Below are 17,802 nucleotides of genomic sequence, written 5' to 3' on the forward strand. Positions count from 1 at the left end.
TCATGTCATTAATTAGTATGCACGGTGCCTGGTTGTCGTTTAGCGACGCACCGTTATTAGATAACACCGAACTTCATATCGAAGAAAACGAACGTGTTTGTTTAGTTGGCCGTAACGGCGCGGGTAAATCCACGCTGATGAAAATCCTCAACCGTGAAGTGCCTCTCGATGATGGCCGCATGGTTTACGAACAGGATTTAATCGTCGCGCGTTTGCAGCAAGATCCGCCGCGTAATGTTGCCGGCACGGTTTATGACTTCGTTGCTGAAGGCGTTGAAGAACAAGCGGAACATCTGAAGGCTTATCACGATATTTCCCATAAAGTGATGACCGATCCGAGCGATAAAAACCTCAATGAGATGGCGCGTATCCAGGAGATTTTGGATCACCAGAACCTCTGGCAACTGGATAGCCGCATTAATGAAGTGCTCGAACAATTAGGTCTGGAAGCTGATACTGAACTGTCGGCACTTTCTGGCGGCTGGTTGCGTAAAGCGGCACTAGGCCGTGCGCTGGTGAGTTCTCCACGTGTTCTATTGCTTGATGAGCCAACCAACCACCTGGATATCGAAGCTATCGACTGGCTGGAAGGTTTCCTGAAAGAGTTCCAGGGCAGCATTATTTTCATCTCGCACGACCGTTCATTTATTCGCAATATGGCTACGCGTATCGTCGACCTTGATCGCGGCAAACTGGTTTCTTACCCTGGCGATTACGATCAGTATCTGCTGGCCAAAGAAGAAGCTCTACGTGTTGAAGATCTGCAAAACGCCGAGTTTGATCGCAAACTTGCTCAAGAAGAAGTGTGGATCCGTCAGGGCATTAAAGCACGCCGTACGCGTAACGAAGGCCGCGTGCGTGCCTTGAAAGCGATGCGTAACGAACGTAGTGCTCGTCGTGAAGTGTTGGGCAGCGCCAAAATGCAAGTTGGTGAAGCGGCGCGTTCCGGCAAGATCGTCTTTGAAATGGAAAACGTGTTTTACCAGATCGCTAACAAAAACCTGGTGTCGGATTTCTCAGCCCAGGTGCAGCGCAGCGACAAAATCGCGCTGGTGGGGCCAAACGGCTGTGGCAAAACCACATTACTGAAACTGATGTTAGATCAGCTGAAAGCGGATAGCGGGCGCGTGCATTGCGGTACCAAGCTTGAAGTGGCGTACTTTGACCAGCACCGTGCCGAGCTTGATCCTGATCGTACGGTAATGGACAACCTGGCGGAAGGTAAGCAAGAAGTGATGGTGAATGGTAAGCCACGCCATGTACTGGGCTACTTGCAGGACTTCCTTTTCCACCCGAAACGCGCCATGACTCCGGTTCGTGCGTTGTCTGGTGGTGAGCGTAACCGCCTTTTACTGGCGAAGTTATTCCTAAAACCAAGCAACTTGATGATTCTCGATGAACCGACGAATGACCTGGATGTCGAAACGCTCGAATTACTTGAAGAGTTGATTGATGGTTATCAGGGAACGGTCATGTTGGTGAGCCACGATCGTCAATTCGTTGATAACACAGTGACCGAATGCTGGATTTTTGAAGGTGAAGGTAAAATCGGTCGCTATGTGGGCGGTTATCATGATGCTAAAGGTCAGCAAGCTTCTGCTCAATCTTTACGCCACTCTGTGGCAGATAAAGCGCAAAACAACCAGCCTGCTAAGGCGGAAGTTGTTAAACGCGCAAGTAGCAAGCTAAGCTATAACCTGCAACGTGAATTAGAGCAATTACCGCAACGTCTTGAACAACTTGAGGCGGAGCTGGAAGCCCTACAAGCGAAGGTCGGGGATGCTGAGTTCTTTAACCAGCCACACGATGTGACGCAAAAAACATTGAGTGATATGTCCAACGCAGAAAAAGCACTGGAAGAGGCTTTTGAGCGCTGGGAATATCTGGAAGCTCTGAAAAACGGCGCGTAACCCAAGGAGACCCGATATGTGTGCCACGCATCATCATCGTTCACACATATTGTGTTCACAATGTGACCTACTAGTTGCGCTACCGGTATTGGAGGACGGCCATAAGGCCGTCTGTCCACGTTGCGGTACAACACTTCTCACTCAGTGGTCCTCACCACGCCAACGTCCTACAGCTTATGCGCTAGCAGCTCTGTTTATGTTGCTGCTCGCCAACCTATTTCCCTTCATCAACATGAAAGTAGCAGGACTCAGCAGTGAAGTTTCGCTGCTTGAAATTCCAGGCGTCATGTTCAACGAAGACTACGCAAGCCTTGGCACTTTCTTTATGGTCTTTGTGCAGGCAGTGCCTACGTTCTGTTTAATTACGATTTTGTTATTGGTTAATCAGGTGGCATTACCACTGACGTTTAAAAAGCGTCTGGCACGAATCCTGTTCCAGCTAAAGTCCTGGGGTATGGCCGAAATTTTTCTCGCGGGCGTTTTGGTCAGTTTCGTCAAATTAATGGCTTACGGCGACATTGGCGTCGGGAGCAGTTTTATTCCGTGGTGCCTGTTCTGTGTGTTGCAACTGCGGGCATTCCAGTGTGTGGACCGGCGTTGGCTTTGGGATGATATTGCGCCTGAACCGGCGATTTCGGTACCGCTTAAAGTCGGTGTATCAGGCCTTCACCAGGGGTTGCGTTCTTGTTCATGCTGCACAGCAATCGTGCCAGAGGAGCAGGAAATTTGTCCACGCTGTGAAACCAAAGGATATGTTCGTCGCCGTCATAGCTTGCAATGGACACTCGCTCTGCTGTTGACTTCAATTATGCTGTACCTACCCGCAAATATATTGCCCATCATGATAACCGAAGTGTTGGGCAGCAAAATCCCGTCGACGATTATTGCCGGGGTTATCTTGTTGTGGAGCGAAGGCTCTTATCCGGTTGCTGGCGTTATTTTTATCGCCAGTATTTTGGTTCCGACACTGAAAATGTTAGCGATTGCCTGGTTGTGCTGGGATGCTAAAGGCCACGGTCAGCGTGACAGTGAAAGAATGCATTTGATCTACGAGGTGGTCGAATTTGTCGGGCGTTGGTCAATGATCGATGTGTTCGTTATAGCGGTATTATCGGCCCTGGTGCGTATGGGAGGATTGATGAGTATCTACCCGGCGATCGGTGCCGTGATGTTTGCATTAGTAGTGATTTTGACAATGTTTGCAGCGATGACCTTTGACCCTCGCTTGTCCTGGGATCGCGCACCGGATTCAACTCATGAGGAGTCGTCTGAGCATGGAAAATAAAAGCGGGGAAGCAAAAGTCGCAAAGGTGAAAAATTGGTCCCCGGTATGGATTTTCCCTATCGTAACCGTGCTAATCGGCGCGTGGATCTTATTTTATCACTACAGCCATCAAGGCCCGGAAGTGACGCTGATTACCACGAATGCCGAAGGTATTGAAGGTGGGAAAACCATGATTAAAAGCCGAAGCGTTAATGTCGGTGTCGTGGAAAGCGCTGTCCTGTCCGATGATTTGCTGCATGTCGAAATTACGGCACGTTTAAATTCCGGTATGGAAAAACTTCTGCACAAAGACTCAGTGTTTTGGGTGGTGAAACCGCAGGTCGGTCGCGAAGGTATTTCTGGCCTGGGTACGTTACTCTCGGGTGCCTATATCGAACTGCAGCCGGGGACGAAAGGCTCAAAAGTCGAACGTTATGATTTACTGGATGCTCCGCCGCTGGCACCGCCGGATGCAAAAGGCATTCGTATTACGCTCGATAGCAATAAAGCAGGGCAGCTCTCTCCTGGCGACCCGGTTCTGTTCCGGGGTTATCGCGTCGGTTCAGTTGAAACCAGCACTTTTGATGCTGCAAAACGTAGCATCAGCTATCAGCTGTTTATCAGCGCGCCAAACGATCGTCTGGTCACCAGTAATGTGCGTTTCTGGAAAGACAGTGGGATCGCCGTGGATATGTCATCCCAGGGGATGCGTGTCGAAATGGGTTCTCTCACCACGCTGTTTAGCGGCGGTGTGAGTTTTGACGTGCCGGAAGGTTGGGATCTTGGCAAACCTGTGAAAGCAGGCAGCGAATTCAATCTGTTTGATGATCAGAAAAGTATTCAGGACTCCTTGTATACCGATCACATTGATTACCTGATGTTCTTTAAAGATTCCGTGCGTGGTCTGCAACCAGGGGCACCTGTTGAATTCCGTGGTATCCGCCTCGGGACAGTGGCGAAGGTGCCATTCTTCACCGAAGGCATGCGTCAGAAAATCAACGATGATTTCCGTATCCCGGTTCTGATCCGTCTTGAACCTGAACGTTTGCAGAATCTTGTTGGTGATGACATCCATATTCAGGACAACATGACCTCGTTAATCAAACGTGGTTTGCGGGCTTCGATGAAAACCGGCAGCCTGGTGACTGGGGCACTGTTTATCGATCTTGATTTCAACCCTAAAGCGCCGCCTGTTACCGATTTGCCGACCTTTAACGGTTATCCAATTATCCCAACGATGAGCGGAGGCCTGGCGCAAATCCAACAGCGCTTGCTGGAAACTCTGGATAAGATTAATAACTTGCCATTGAATCCGATGATTGAGCAAACCACCAATTCGCTTGCCGAAAGTCAGCGAACCATGAAGCACTTGCAGCAGACCCTCGATAATCTGAACAAGATTACGTCGAACAAGTCGATGCAATCATTGCCTGAGGATATGCAGTCAACGCTTCGTGAGCTCAATCGCAGCATGCAAGGCTTCCAGCCAGGCTCTGCTGCTTATAACAAGATGGTGGCGGATATGCAGCGTCTTGACCAGGTTCTGCGTGAATTGCAGCCGGTGCTACGAACGCTGAACGATAAGAGTAATTCGCTTATCTTTGAAGCGAAGGATAAAAAAGATCCCCAGCCGAAGAGGGCAAAAGAATGAAAAGATGGCTTCCATTGATTGCTGCATTAGCCTTAACGGCCTGTAGCAGCAGCGACGAAGGAAAAACGTATTACCAACTGCCTCAAAGCTCAACGCCTGCTGTGCAGGCTGTGAGCCAGCCTGGCACCCACTTGTTATGGGTGGAACAAGTGGCGGTTCCTGATTACCTCGCCGGAAACGGCGTGGTTTATCAAACCAGTGATGTTCAGTATGTCATCGCTACCAGCAACTTGTGGGCGAGTCCTTTAGATCAGCAACTACGTAATACGCTGGTGAGCAATCTGAGCAGTGCATTACCCGGTTGGGTGGTGGCTTCACAACCGTTGGGCAGCCTTCAGGATACTCTGAATGTTAATGTGACGGGTTTCCACGGACGCTATGACGGCAAGGTGATTGTGAGCGGTGAATGGTTGCTCAATCATCAGGGGCAATTGATTAAACGCCCGTTCCATGTGGAACTTAAGCAGCAAGAAGATGGTTATGATGCAATGGTGAAAACCTTAGCGCAGGCCTGGCAGCAAGAGGCGCAAAGCATTGCCAGCCAGTTAAACCGTATTAATTAATTTTCTTAAGTAGCACAAAAAAGCTGCGTCTTTCCGCTGTAAAGCGGGGCGCAGCTTTTCTTTTGGCATTAACCTATTACCCGACCCATCTCACATTTTTATCTCAAATATCATCACGTGTAGCTCACATTTATGACATTGGCGTGAATTTTGCGCATTGACGATGGCTGTTTTTGGAGGTATTCGTTATATGTGCTTGCACATTTTGCAGGCACTGTTTTCTTTCCACCAGATTACAGAAATGAGGGAAACGAGGCATGAAGAGACAAAAACGAGATCGCCTGGAACGGGCTCATCAACGTGGTTATCAAGCAGGTATTGTCGGACGTTCCAAAGAGATGTGTCCTTATCAGACACTGAATCAAAGGTCGTACTGGATGGGAGGCTGGCGAGAAGCCATGGAAGACAGGGCGGTTACCGCGTAATCACTGTCTCTTTAGAAAAAGAAACCTCCGCATGGCGGAGGTTTCGCGTTTCAGAGCTTTATACAATCAGGCTTAGAAAGCAGTAGTGTCTTTGAACAGACCTACTTTCAGGTCGGTAGCGGTGTAAATTACACGGCCGTCAACCAACACTTCACCATCTGCCAGGCCCATAATCAGGCGGCGATTAATAACGCGTTTGAAGTGAATACGGTAGCTGACTTTTTTCGCAGTTGGCAGGATCTGACCCGCGAGTTTAACTTCACCCACGCCCAGCGCACGGCCTTTGCCTTCGCCGCCTAACCAGCCCAGATAGAAGCCTACCAACTGCCACATCGCATCCAGACCCAGGCAACCAGGCATTACCGGATCGCCGATAAAGTGGCAACCAAAGAACCACAGGTCAGGATTGATATCCAGTTCTGCTTCAACGTAACCTTTATCGAAGTTACCGCCGTCTTCAGTCATCTTGACTACGCGGTCCATCATCAGCATGGATGGCGCAGGCAAACGTGGGCCTTCAGCACCAAACAGTTCGCCACGACCAGAGGCAAGAAGATCTTCTTTTGTATAGGATTCGCGTTTATCTACCATGTTTACAGTAAGCCTTTTTATAATGAAGCACGCATGTTAGCTAACACGTGTACGCTCAACAAGTCCGATCAGTTTTGATTGAACCAGTTAAGCCAACGTAATGGCCATGGATAACGGTGCCGAATATCTTGCGCAGATGCCTGAGCGATTCGCTCTTGCACCGCACGCAACAGCGTATTTTGCCCTTCGCCATCCCAGGGCAGGTTTGTTAATAAGGGTAGTGCATCCGTGACATCGTCGATGGCCCAAATCGTGAATTGCCCTTGTTCTACGGCATCCAGAACATCCTGGTGCAGACAAAGGTGACGCACATTAGAAACCGGGATAATCACGCCTTGCTTGCCGTTAAACTCACGTTGCTGGCAAATACGGAAGAAGCCTTCGATTTTCTCATTCAGGCCACCAACAGGTTGCACACGACCAAACTGATCGACTGAACCTGTCACCGCGATATGCTGATAAATAGGCACATTAGCCAGCGCACTGATTAACGCGCACAGTTCGGCCATTGAAGCGCTATCACCGTCGACTTCGCTGTAAGACTGCTCGAAAGTCAGCGAGGCGGAGAAGGGGATTTGCTGATCAAGCTGCAATTCTGACATCAAAAATGCCTGCATGATCATCATGCCTTTCGCATGAATATTACCGCCCAACTCAGCTTTGCGCTCAACGTCGGTAAATTCACCATCACCCACATGCACAACACAACTAATGCGCGAAGGTTCGCCGAATGCACGTGGATGACCAGGGAATTCAATGACCGACAAGGCGTTGATCTGGCCAACCATTTCACCTTCGGTTTCGATCAGGATCTGCTCAAGCAGGATTTCGTCCTGCATGCGTTCAGCCAGATAACCTTCACGCCATTCGCGCTGCGCTAGCATTTGCGTCAGCTCTTCGGCACCAAAGCTTTCATTTTCAGTGAATGCGGCAACTTCACGTAGCTGGCGGCTAATCCATGACGGGCACAGCGGCAGAGTTTCCTGGTCGCCGGTATAACGCACGGCTTCACGGATGAGTGGCTGCCAGGCATCCGCTGCAGGAACTGGCAGGGATTTTGATTGCGCAACGGCATAAATCCACTGGCACCACAACGCCATATCATCGGCAGAGGCGATCTGCAGATTCTCTTCAAACTCGCTGTAAATGGCCGAAGTCGCCAGTTCAGGTTCCATGTCCTGGAAATCAGCCAACGATTCACGTTCACCCACCAGCACCAGTTTCAGGCTTAATGGCAGTGATGGAATGTTAACGGGCAATGGACGAGTTTCATCCTGGGAAATCCAGTCGAAACGGCCTTGAATGACCATTTGTTTAAGGCGCAACCACAGTAGCGGTTGTGCTAAAACACTGCGCAATGAAAGCACCAGAATGCCACCATTTGCGCGGTGAACCAGACCCGGTGTCAGCGTGATTTCACCCGCGAACTGACGCACGCAACCGAAAAGTTGTTCCGCTTCAATCCAGTCAGCGGCAACGACTTCAGACTGGCCTGCAAAATTGTCTTCAGCTGTTTCGGCAGGGCGTAGCATGATGCGCGAGCCTTCAATCAGGTAATGTCCGCCTGTCAGAGCGTTATCCTGCGACCAGCATTCACGTGCTGCTGCGGTAATGAGATTAAGGTACTCGGCTTCTTCAGCGGCTTTTACCAGCATCAGATCGGCCGAGGCTACCGGTTGGCTTAGCTGCACAAGTCCATAAGACAGACGAGGTTGTACAGCGGAGAAAGGGGCAGTTTCGGAATCATAAGGCTGTGCAAAGATTTCCTGATAGCTTTCGGTATCAGGTACAAGAGCACGCCATTCAAGTCGATTAGTCGTCAAAGTCGCTATTTATTAATTAGATGTCAAAGGCGCGATTATACAAGAATAGCCAGGGCAGCACACGGTTTATGCGGAGCGGCAAGTTTACTTAGCTCACAGCTTTCATTTTTCAGGTAAGCGAAAATAGAAAAAACTGTTATTCTGAAGTGAGTTACACGGTCACACTGAGACAACAATGAAATATCAACAGTTGGAAAATCTCGAGAGCGGCTGGAAGTGGAAGTATCTGGTTAAAAAACACCGCGAAGGCGAGCTAATCACACGTTATATCGAGGCGAGTGCAGCGAAAGAAGCTGTTGATGAGTTGTTACGCTTAGAGAATGAACCGGTGCGTGTGTTGAGCTGGATAGAGCAGCATATGAATCCAGAACTTCACAACCGCATGAAACAAACTATCCGTGCGCGTCGTAAACGGCACTTTAATGCCGAGCATCAGCATACGCGTAAAAAATCCATCGACCTGGAATATCTGGTCTGGCAGCGTTTAGCTGGCCTTGCTCATCGGCGTGGATGCACACTGTCGGAAACGATTGTACAGTTGATTGAAGATGCGGAGCGTAAAGAACAATACGCCAATCAGATGTCATCTCTCAAACAAGATCTGCAGGCATTGCTGGGCAAAGAATAAGAGCAGTTGTTGTGACGCTGTGCTTCTCTATTCCTGGTTACTTAGAATTCAGAAACAAAAAACCCCGCCGAAGCGGGGTTTTTTTATAACGGTAACTTATGCCGCAGGCTGAGTTACAACGTCTTTGATACCTTTAACTTCGATCTCAACGCGACGATCTGGAGCCAGGCAATCAATCAGTTTAGCTTTAGGAGCTACGTTATCACAGGTGTTGCCAGTAACTGGGTTAGATTCGCCCATACCGCGTGGGGAGATCTTGTTAGCTGGGATACCTTTAGAGATCAGGTAATCAACAACAGACTGTGCACGTTTGTCAGACAGTTTCTGGTTGTATTCATCAGAACCGATACGGTCTGTGAAGCCCAGAACAACTACTGAACCATCTTTCGGATCAAGGTTGCTCAGCTGAGTATACAGCTGATCCAGAGCTTGTTGACCTTCTGGCTTCAGAGTTGCTTTGTTGAAGTTGAACAGAACGTCAGACTTCAGGGTGAAGTGCTTGGTCTGTACTTCTGGAGCTGGAGCTGGAGCTGGAGCTACAACTGGAGCTGCATCGTACTGGCCGAAACGGTAAGAAACACCCAGGCTCAGCATGCCGTTGTCTGGACGAGTACCAACTGTTTGTGCGTCACCGATGTTGCTAACCCACTGGTAATCCAGACGAGTTGCGATATCACGGGTGATTGCGTATTCAAGACCAACTGCCGCCAACGGGGAAACACCAGTGTCGTGGTTGCTCACACGAGTAGTGCCGTTGTCGTAGTTGCCTTTGGAGTCTGCACGCCAAACCATACCACCCAGACGAGTGTAGATGTCCAGTTCGTCAGTGATTGGGTAGCTCAGTTTAGCAGCCAGTTGAACGCCTTGCGCTTTGAAAGCACCGTTATCAACGCTGCCGGTATAAGCCATACGGCCCAACCAGTCATAACCCATTTCCAGACCAACGTACGGGTTAACCTGGTAACCACCGAAGGCACCAGCACCCAGTTGGCTGTTGTGAGTTGAACCATTGTTGTTCTGATAGCCGTTTCCGTAGAAACCGGTGTCATGGAACTGGGACCAACCCAACTTACCACCTGCATACCAGGTGTTATCTTTCGGTGCGGCCTGCGCTACGGTAGCGAAGCCAGCCAGTGCCACTGCAATCGCGATAGCTGTCTTTTTCATTTTTTGCGCCTCATTATCATCCAAAAAGGCCATGAGCTTTAAAATCGCTCTAAAGCCCAGGGTTAAATCCTTCGCCCGAGTTTATGCTCACTTGTTACTCTACCGATCAATCGGTGTTATGGAAGAGCAACCCTGGCGAGCTAAAGTCTACAACGTAGTTGAAAACTTACAAGTGTGATGTCCGTCAGGCATATGAAAAAAAACGACTTGTGTACACATTTTCTAACAAGTTCGCGCAGGATTTATACTCAAAGATTTCTGGAGAATGCCGCTACAAGCGGCTTGAGACGCGGTTCCACTATGAATCATAAAGATTTGTCAGGAGCTGAAGAAAAGTTCCAGGATTTCTCTTAAATTTACTTAATGATACAAACTAGAATGAATTTTTAGGCCAGTTCGTGGTCGACACCCTGTTTTGGAGGTGTGCATCGGACGCATTATGAAGCCGATCGCATTACCCATTTCAGCTGCTGATGATAGCTGCAAATGTTCTTCATCTGTTAATTCTTTAGGCAACCAACCGATGACCACGCTGTAATTTCCAGTCTGCAATGCTTTTACCATAGCATCTACGGTGAAAAGTGGATCTAACTGGCTCACCTGCATGACTTTTGTAAGTGGAAGACCTGCCGATTTAACCCATTGACGACTCAATTTTTGCTGTGGCGTTAGCCAAAGCTGCCAACGTGACTGTTGACCAAGTTGCTGGAGCAGGGGCAACAGCACCAGTTGCGTAACCCATGGCTGATCTTCGCTATAGATCACTTCACTAATCAACCCTTTAGTATTGTTACCTGCTGATGACTGAGTCAAAGAAGAAAGAGGGGCAACGTGAGTTAGAACGTTATGTGATTGCATAGTTAATCCCGCCTGATGGGTTACTGTATGAATATACAGTAATGCCTGTCAGGCCAAAGATCAATCTAAATTTCGGAAAGCATATCGCAATTTCTTCACGTAAATCTGCGGAATGCGAAAATGTGATTGCCGTCTGTCATCAGGTTACCTATTTTCGTGTTACTGGAAACAGTAACAAGCCGTAGTGGTGTGTTATAGCATGATATTTAAGGATATATTCATGAAAAAGCGATCTTATACAAGGATTCATCAATCGAAAGAATGCTTATCCCCGCTAGGGGATATCAGCCATCGTTCATTATTTGGAGGCTATAGTCTGACGGTCGATAATGTCGTGTTTGCCATGGTTTCTGAAGGGGAACTTTACTTAAGAGCTTGTGAGCAGTCAGAGGTTTATTTTGTTAAGAGGGCGGCAGCGCCATTGCTCTATAACAAACGTGGGCGGACGATTGAACTTAATTACTTCCGTGTTGATGAAGGGTTGTGGAACGATCAAGAAACGCTTTTAAAACTCTCATCGGATGCATTGTTTAGCGCCCGCCGTGAAAAATCTCGCCATAAATCTCATCAACGACTCAAGGATCTCCCGAATTTAACCCACAGTCTGGAGATGATGCTGTGGGAAGCCGGTATTGCGGATGTCAGAACGCTACATGCTTACGGTGCGAAGCGGTCATGGATAAAGTTGAGGAGCGTGAATAAAGGGCTGGGAGTCAGAGTACTACTGGCCCTGGCGGGGGCGATTTGCGGTATTCATGAAGCAGCACTCCCGGCGACGACGCGCCAGGAGTTAGTTGAGTGGGGGCAGCTATATGAACAACGGCATGCGGGTTAATCGTACTGCTGTGTGACAAGCTGCTGGAGGCGCGAGATTTCTGGTAAAAGTGCAACCAACAGGCCAATTTGCTGAAGGACTAACGGCTCTTTGGTCTCTGGTTGCGGCTCCAGTGAAGTTATCCGCTCGGACAACCCTTGCAAGGCTTTTTGAACGCGTTCTTCATCGGCAGGCAGATGATGCAGTGCATCATCGACGTAACAGACGGCATCATCAAGCAGCAACAAAATATCTTCATTGGTCAGCATTTCGCGGTGCGCGCCCAACGCCGAAATATAACTGTTAAATGTATGATTGAGGCACAATAAGCGAAATGCCGTTTCTCGCGCTTCCGGCGTGACTCTGGGCTCTGAGGACATGTTCGATACCACAGATGCCAGCTCCGCATCCTTGTTGTGTGCATCCCGGCGCGCAATACGATACTCCAGTCGGTTATCACGGCCTTGATGATATTGCTCGAGAATGGCATCCAGATAGCGGCAATTGGCATTGAATGCCCGCTCTACAACTAATGGCAGCCGACGGAATCGCCAGTCAGGCCAGATGAAACTCACCGCCGCCCATGCGATCCCACATCCCAAAAGGGTGTCGAAAATTCGCGGCATTGCGACTTCAAAACCTTCGCCCAACAAGTTGAAACACAGCAACACCAGCAACGTGATGAACATAGTGGCGTGAGCGTATTGCACGTTGCGGAAGGCAAAAAACAGCACGCCGGTGATAACAATTAAAACCAGTTGCCCTTCGAGCGACGGCACAAAATAGAGAACCGGTAAACCAACTGCCACGCCGACTAACGTGCCAATTATACGAAGCGCTAAGCGGCGACGAGTGGCACTGTAGTTAGGCTGGCAAACAAACAGGCTGGTCAGAAGTATCCAGTAGCCATGTTTTAGCCCGGTTAACTGAATAAACGCGTAGCCTACGCACAGCACCACAGACATGCGTACCGCATGGCGGAATAAAGCCGACTCCGGCGTCAGATTTCGCTTCAGCCGTTGCCACATATCACCAAAGCCGGTCAAACGGTCATCAAGCAGGCGGTTTTCGATATTATTTTCCGGTGCTGCCAGCGCCTGCTCAGACTCAATCGTCGCCAGTTGAGCGTCAATTGCGCGCAAGTTACTCACCAGATAACCCAGTGCTTTTAATTCGCTCGCCAGCGCCGGGTCAGTTTTCAGCCTTTCAATCGCAGCGTCCAGATGTGTAAATGCACGCTCAAAGCGTGGATCGTGTTGGTATTTCAACCGCAGTAAAACAGATCGCGAGAGCTGCAAACAGGCTTGAGATTGCAGGGACAGCAGGCGTTGAAAGCGAAACATAATATCGCTGTAGCGGAATTTGTCGCGCAGAGCCTGGTATTGAATATGTGATGAACTTGCGCGTTCATGAATATCCTGGGCGACAAAATAGTAGTGCAGCGTTCGGCGTGTGCCGCGCTGCCCACGATCGCCACGTAAACGCGTCAATAAAGAACCTTTGGTCTGATTTAACGTTGTCACCAACTGGCTGTTAGCCATGGCAAGCTCAAGCATTGGAGCCTGGCTTTCTTCTTCGATATCGGGGTCAAAAAGCGTAGCTTTAACTTCCAGATAACGAGCGAGGCTTTCATAACAACGCGCCAGGTTATCTTGCAGCGGGCGGATGGGGAAAATCAGATGGCCTGCCAGAGTCAGCAAGTTGTACCAGATTGCACCTGCCAGCAGCAGAATCGGTTGTTGATACCAGTGGTCATATAAAGAAATACCCAACATGGTATAGATGGCAATGAGCAGCGCGCCAAAGGCGATGGTGGCATAACGCTGGCCTAAACCGCCCAGCAGAATAAATCCGCTGGTGGAAATCATCAATCCAATGCCAAACAGCAGCGGCCACGGGTACAGCAACTCCACAGACGCCGAAGCAATAAAGAAACTCACCAGGGTTATCAGTAGATTTCGCAAGCGCCCGGCCAGCCGGTCATCTAAATCGGCAAGGGCTGCGGCAACCACACCCAGGGTCAGTGGAATAGTGAGCTTAACTTCACCTAACCACCAGGGCAGGGCAGCAGTGCCAGTGAGCGCAATAAAGATGCGCAAGTTATACAGCCAGGCACTGTTCCAGGTATAACGACGCAGAATTGGACTAAGCATTAATACTCACTATTCTTGTCAGAATTACTGGAAACGACGGCGGGCGTTAGCTTCACGCGCAGCCTGTGCGACTTCGACAGAAACGACACGGCGGCCCACAGGCCAAAGCGCGATAACAGCGATTTTGAAATTAGCGATCCCCACAGGGATACCGATAATGGTGATGCATTGGGCAATACCAGTGGCGATATGAAGTAAGCATAACCACCAGCCGAAAAATATCAGCCAAATAATGTTCAGCAATGTGCCGCCGGTATTCAGAATGGCGCTTTTCCCTTGAGGGTTGAGTTCGTCGACATGCACCGCTTCGTTACCGTATGGTACGAAAGAGAGTTTAGTAATCTCCCAGCAGGATCGTGTCAGGGGCAACGTGAAAATAAAAATGATACTGACAAGCGTGGCCAGCAACCAGGATAGGGTGGTCAGAAAACCGCCGAGTACAAAGTTCAAGACATTTAGGACTGTACGCATAATCACTCTTATTTAGGGTGTAAATAAATAACCACAACAATTGTAACGCGTTTTTACTCTGGAGCGTCATTCCTTCGCCGGGTAAACTTAACCACAATCACCATTCTGGATCAGGCAAAGCGTAATGGAATTAAAAGCGACCTCTCTTGGCAAACATTTAGCACAGCACCCATACAATCGTGTGAAATTACTGGCTGCGGGTGTAGAGGTGAAAGGAGAACGTCACGAATACCTTATTCCATTCAATCAGTTAATTGCTATCAATTGCAAGCGCGGTCTGGTCTGGGGCGAGCTGGAATTTGTGTTGCCGGATGACAAAGTGGTGCGTTTGCATGGTACAGAATGGAATGAAACCCAGCGCTTTTATCATCATCTTGATCAGTTATGGCAGAGCTGGAGTGTCGAGATGAGTGAAGTTGCGGCGCAGGTGCTTCAACAGCAGTATGCCGAGATTACGCGCCGCATCCAGCAGGAAAAATGGTTCAAACGCAGCGATATGCAGGCATTGCAGCAAAATGTACGCGTCGCTTTTTCTGCATTGCCACTCCCGCAGGCAAGGCTGGAGGATTTCGATAATTGCCGCGAATTATGGATGCATTGCAAAGCCTGGCTTGAACAAGGTGAGACTCGTCGCCATCAGCGTAATACCGCGTATACCAATCATATGCTTGAAAAGCATGCTGATTTTTTCCAGAAAATAGAAAGCTCGCCGCTCAATCATTCTCAGGCACGCGCCGTGGTCAACGGCGAAGACTCACTTTTGGTGTTAGCGGGAGCCGGGAGTGGCAAAACTTCGGTATTGGTGGCTCGTGCGGGGTGGTTACTGCAACGTGGCGAGGCCAGCGAAGATCAAATCTTGTTATTGGCATTTGGTCGCAAAGCCGCTCAGGAGATGGACGAGCGTATCGCTGAACGTCTCCATACCGACGCGATTTCAGCTCGTACCTTCCATGCTCTGGCGTTGCATATTATCCAGCAAGGCAGCAAAAAAGCGCCGCGCGTCAGCGAACTTGAATCCGATACCAACGCACGCCACCAACTACTGATTGAAAGCTGGCAGCAGCAATGTCGAGAGAAAAAAGCGCAGGCGAAAGGCTGGCGTGAATGGTTGCGCGACGAGTTGCAGTGGGACGTGCCGGAAGGCGAATACTGGAAAGACGAGCGTCTGGCGAAACGTCTGGCCAGTCGATTAGATCGTTGGCTTGGCCTTATGCGAATGCACGGCGGCTCGCAGGCTGACATGATTGCCTCAACGCCAGAAGACATTCGAGATCTCTTCGCTAAACGCGTCAAGCTCATGGCGCCGTTATTAAAAACCTGGAAGACGGCACTGAAAGCCGAAGAGGCTGTCGATTTCTCAGGGCTGATTCATCAGGCCATTAATGTGCTGGAAAAAGGGCGATTTATCAGTCCGTGGAAGCATATTTTAGTTGATGAATTTCAGGATATTTCGCCTCAACGGGCAGCATTACTGGCGGCGCTGAGAAAACAAAACTCGCATACTTCGCTGTACGCGGTGGGCGATGACTGGCAGGCAATTTATCGTTTCAGCGGTGCAGAAATGTCGCTGACAACCGCATTCGCTCAAAACTTTGGCGATGCAGATCAATGTGCGCTGGATACGACGTACCGCTTCAATGATCGCATCGGCGAGATTGCTAATCGTTTTGTGCAGCAGAATCCACATCAACTTGCTAAGCCGCTGAACAGCCTGTCAAAAGGTGATAAAAAAGCCGTAACGTTATTGGCCGACGATCAACTCGAAGCGCTGCTCGACAAAATGAGTGGTTATGTTCAGCCTCAAGAACGCATTCTGGTGCTGGCGCGTTACCATCATTTACGCCCGGCGATTCTGGAAAAAGCCGCAACGCGTTGGCCTAAACTGGCCGTCGATTTTATGACGATTCATGCCAGCAAAGGGCAGCAAGCAGACTATGTTGTGGTTCTGGGATTGCAGCAGGGGAAAGATGGTTTCCCGGCAGTGGCACGCGAATCTGTCATGGAAGAGGCGTTGTTGCCGCAACCTGAAGACTATCCTGATGCGGAAGAGCGGCGGTTGTTGTACGTGGCGATGACGCGGGCCCGTCATCGTGTCTGGCTGTTATTCAACAAACACGAACCGTCCAGTTTTGTCGATATTCTTAAACAGCTTGGCGTGCCCGCAACCAATCGACCGTAATTATTTCAGTCGATCTGCCAGATAGCGTGGGTAATCCGGGATTAGAATTTCAACTGACTGGTCAAAGCCTGGCGATTGAATAATAAAATCAGCGGTCGATAAATTGGTCGCAACCGGGATGTTCCACACTGTCGCCAGGCGCAGTAACGCTTTAACGTCCGGGTCATGTGGAACGGCGTTAAGCGGGTCCCAGAAGAAAATCAGCACATCAATTTTCCCTTCAGAGATCAGTGCCCCAACTTGCTGATCGCCGCCCATCGGGCCGCTTAGCATGGCGTTGACATCCAGACCGCTGCCACGCTGAATCAGATTTCCTGTGGTGCCGGTTGCGTACAACACATGATGGGTGAGAGTGGCTTTATGGCGCTCAACCCATTTCAGCAGCGCGTCTTTGCAGTGATCGTGCGCAACCAGCGCAATATGTTTTTGTTCCGCCAGCGTGCGGGTCGTTAATTCCATTGCTTAATCCTGATTGATTAAAATTGCCTACAGCTTACTGAAAGCCACTGATGCTGCAAGAGAAGGGTGTCAAAAATGCAGGATTAGCAAAGCAATTATTGCGTTGGGTTATCTTTTACCCATTGTAAGAAACGCTCACGAGTCGATTTGTCTGCCTGTAAAAACCAGTATCGCAGGCGTTGCTCAGTTAGTGTTTCTGACTGCCGGGGTGGAGTATCAAGTTCGGATGATTTCGAGAGCAACTCGCTATCATCCGCCATCATTGTAGCGAAACCTTTTATCGACGCCGTTTTTCCCGCCTTGTTGTAAAACTGAGTATCTCGCTCGTAATCAATTCCCTGAGATGTGGCTTTGACCGGCAAAATATCAATTTTCAAGGGGATCACGGCGGCGTCACCATCCAATAATTGCAGATGCGGAGCGTGGTCGAATTCATCACTTTCTTTATCATTCTCTAAACGGGGCAGATTAAAATTAACCTGGCTAACTTCTTTGGTATCGAAGCTCACCACCAACGGTGGCGAGATATAAAGCCGTTGTTCACGCGTGCTGGTACGAATATTTTTTTCAACCCGAAACACCAGTTGATGCGGGCCATTATCCAGCTCAAGACTATCCGCGCCTCGCAGTAAAGAACTGGAAACTTTTTTCCCATCAAGCACCAGCAAATCGATATCCGTAGACAAACGTAACGTTGTTGACCACGCTTCAGGCGGTAACATAAGCAAACAACATATCGCTATGAAGAACCAGGTTCTCATCAATGACTCCTGCCTCAAGTAAATTGGGCTATCCGTAGCTGAATGTATCAAAATTTTTCACATCGCCCGCTCATTAACATATAGA

At 49.3% G+C, this 17,802-nt stretch carries 16 protein-coding genes; 8 read left to right on the forward strand and 8 right to left on the reverse strand.

Annotation, left to right across the window (positions count from 1 at the left end; all coding sequences use genetic code 11):
- Window positions 1-2: 2 nt before the first annotated feature.
- From AC0IWZ_RS06380 to rmf, 5 genes are all read left to right on the forward strand, one after another.
- Complete coding sequence (locus AC0IWZ_RS06380) at window positions 3-1,910, forward strand: ABC transporter ATP-binding protein (RefSeq protein ID WP_034494352.1); 1,908 nt, start codon at window positions 3-5, stop codon at window positions 1,908-1,910.
- 16 nt (window positions 1,911-1,926) lie between these two features.
- On the forward strand, window positions 1,927-3,195 hold the full coding sequence (gene pqiA, locus AC0IWZ_RS06385) for a membrane integrity-associated transporter subunit PqiA (protein ID WP_471677817.1): 1,269 nt from the start codon (window positions 1,927-1,929) through the stop codon (window positions 3,193-3,195).
- A complete protein-coding gene (gene pqiB / locus AC0IWZ_RS06390; RefSeq protein ID WP_034494354.1) occupies window positions 3,185-4,825 on the forward strand; it encodes an intermembrane transport protein PqiB in 1,641 nt (546 codons plus the stop codon). Before pqiA ends, pqiB begins: the two co-directional genes overlap by 11 nt.
- Entirely contained in the window at window positions 4,822-5,388 is a 567-nt protein-coding gene (pqiC, locus tag AC0IWZ_RS06395; protein WP_034494355.1) for a membrane integrity-associated transporter subunit PqiC, read from the forward strand. Before pqiB ends, pqiC begins: the two co-directional genes overlap by 4 nt.
- Window positions 5,389-5,645: 257 nt before the next feature.
- Window positions 5,646-5,813 carry a ribosome modulation factor gene (rmf, locus tag AC0IWZ_RS06400; protein WP_034456319.1) on the forward strand — a complete coding sequence of 56 codons (168 nt, stop codon included), beginning with the start codon at window positions 5,646-5,648 and terminating at the stop codon, window positions 5,811-5,813.
- Between the two features lie 72 nt (window positions 5,814-5,885).
- Here rmf and fabA read toward each other — a convergent pair whose 3' ends face one another.
- On the reverse strand, window positions 5,886-6,404 hold the full coding sequence (gene fabA / locus AC0IWZ_RS06405; protein ID WP_034494356.1) for a bifunctional 3-hydroxydecanoyl-ACP dehydratase/trans-2-decenoyl-ACP isomerase: 519 nt from the start codon (window positions 6,402-6,404) through the stop codon (window positions 5,886-5,888).
- A 68-nt stretch (window positions 6,405-6,472) separates the two neighbouring features.
- Window positions 6,473-8,227, reverse strand: a complete 1,755-nt coding sequence (locus AC0IWZ_RS06410; protein WP_471677815.1) for an AAA family ATPase — start codon at window positions 8,225-8,227, stop codon at window positions 6,473-6,475.
- 175 nt (window positions 8,228-8,402) lie between these two features.
- On the opposite strand from AC0IWZ_RS06410, the gene matP reads away from it, so the two are divergent.
- Entirely contained in the window at window positions 8,403-8,855 is a 453-nt protein-coding gene (matP, locus tag AC0IWZ_RS06415) for a macrodomain Ter protein MatP (RefSeq protein WP_034494358.1), read from the forward strand.
- Between the two features lie 96 nt (window positions 8,856-8,951).
- Here matP and ompA read toward each other — a convergent pair whose 3' ends face one another.
- Together ompA and sulA are read right to left on the reverse strand one after the other, a co-directional pair.
- Window positions 8,952-10,022, reverse strand: coding sequence for a porin OmpA (gene ompA, locus AC0IWZ_RS06420; protein ID WP_156104860.1), 1,071 nt, complete (start codon window positions 10,020-10,022; stop codon window positions 8,952-8,954).
- Between the two features lie 360 nt (window positions 10,023-10,382).
- Window positions 10,383-10,880 (reverse strand): SOS-induced cell division inhibitor SulA, encoded by a 498-nt coding sequence (sulA, locus tag AC0IWZ_RS06425; RefSeq protein ID WP_034494359.1) that lies wholly within the window; start codon window positions 10,878-10,880, stop codon window positions 10,383-10,385.
- 220 nt (window positions 10,881-11,100) lie between these two features.
- Here sulA and AC0IWZ_RS06430 point away from each other — a divergent pair, with 220 nt between their 5' ends.
- Window positions 11,101-11,715 carry a TfoX/Sxy family DNA transformation protein gene (locus AC0IWZ_RS06430; protein WP_410372137.1) on the forward strand — a complete coding sequence of 205 codons (615 nt, stop codon included), beginning with the start codon at window positions 11,101-11,103 and terminating at the stop codon, window positions 11,713-11,715.
- Here the strand turns inward: AC0IWZ_RS06430 and yccS are convergent.
- Together yccS and AC0IWZ_RS06440 are read right to left on the reverse strand one after the other, a co-directional pair.
- Window positions 11,712-13,847 (reverse strand): YccS family putative transporter, encoded by a 2,136-nt coding sequence (yccS, locus tag AC0IWZ_RS06435; RefSeq protein WP_471677814.1) that lies wholly within the window; start codon window positions 13,845-13,847, stop codon window positions 11,712-11,714. The genes AC0IWZ_RS06430 and yccS overlap by 4 nt on opposite strands.
- Window positions 13,848-13,871: 24 nt before the next feature.
- Window positions 13,872-14,318: a YccF domain-containing protein gene (locus AC0IWZ_RS06440; protein WP_034494361.1), complete on the reverse strand. Its 447-nt coding sequence runs from the start codon at window positions 14,316-14,318 to the stop codon at window positions 13,872-13,874.
- A gap of 124 nt (window positions 14,319-14,442) precedes the next feature.
- On the opposite strand from AC0IWZ_RS06440, the gene helD reads away from it, so the two are divergent.
- Complete coding sequence (gene helD / locus AC0IWZ_RS06445; protein WP_471677813.1) at window positions 14,443-16,497, forward strand: DNA helicase IV; 2,055 nt, start codon at window positions 14,443-14,445, stop codon at window positions 16,495-16,497.
- On the opposite strand, the gene mgsA is transcribed toward helD, so the two are convergent.
- Together mgsA and csgI are read right to left on the reverse strand one after the other, a co-directional pair.
- Window positions 16,498-16,956, reverse strand: a complete 459-nt coding sequence (gene mgsA / locus AC0IWZ_RS06450) for a methylglyoxal synthase (RefSeq protein ID WP_034494364.1) — start codon at window positions 16,954-16,956, stop codon at window positions 16,498-16,500. It abuts the gene before it with no gap.
- Between the two features lie 95 nt (window positions 16,957-17,051).
- Window positions 17,052-17,717 carry a curli synthesis inhibitor gene (csgI, locus tag AC0IWZ_RS06455; RefSeq protein ID WP_471677811.1) on the reverse strand — a complete coding sequence of 222 codons (666 nt, stop codon included), beginning with the start codon at window positions 17,715-17,717 and terminating at the stop codon, window positions 17,052-17,054.
- Window positions 17,718-17,802: the final 85 nt, after the last annotated feature.

It is taken from the genome of Buttiauxella sp. AC142 (genome assembly GCF_979253435.1).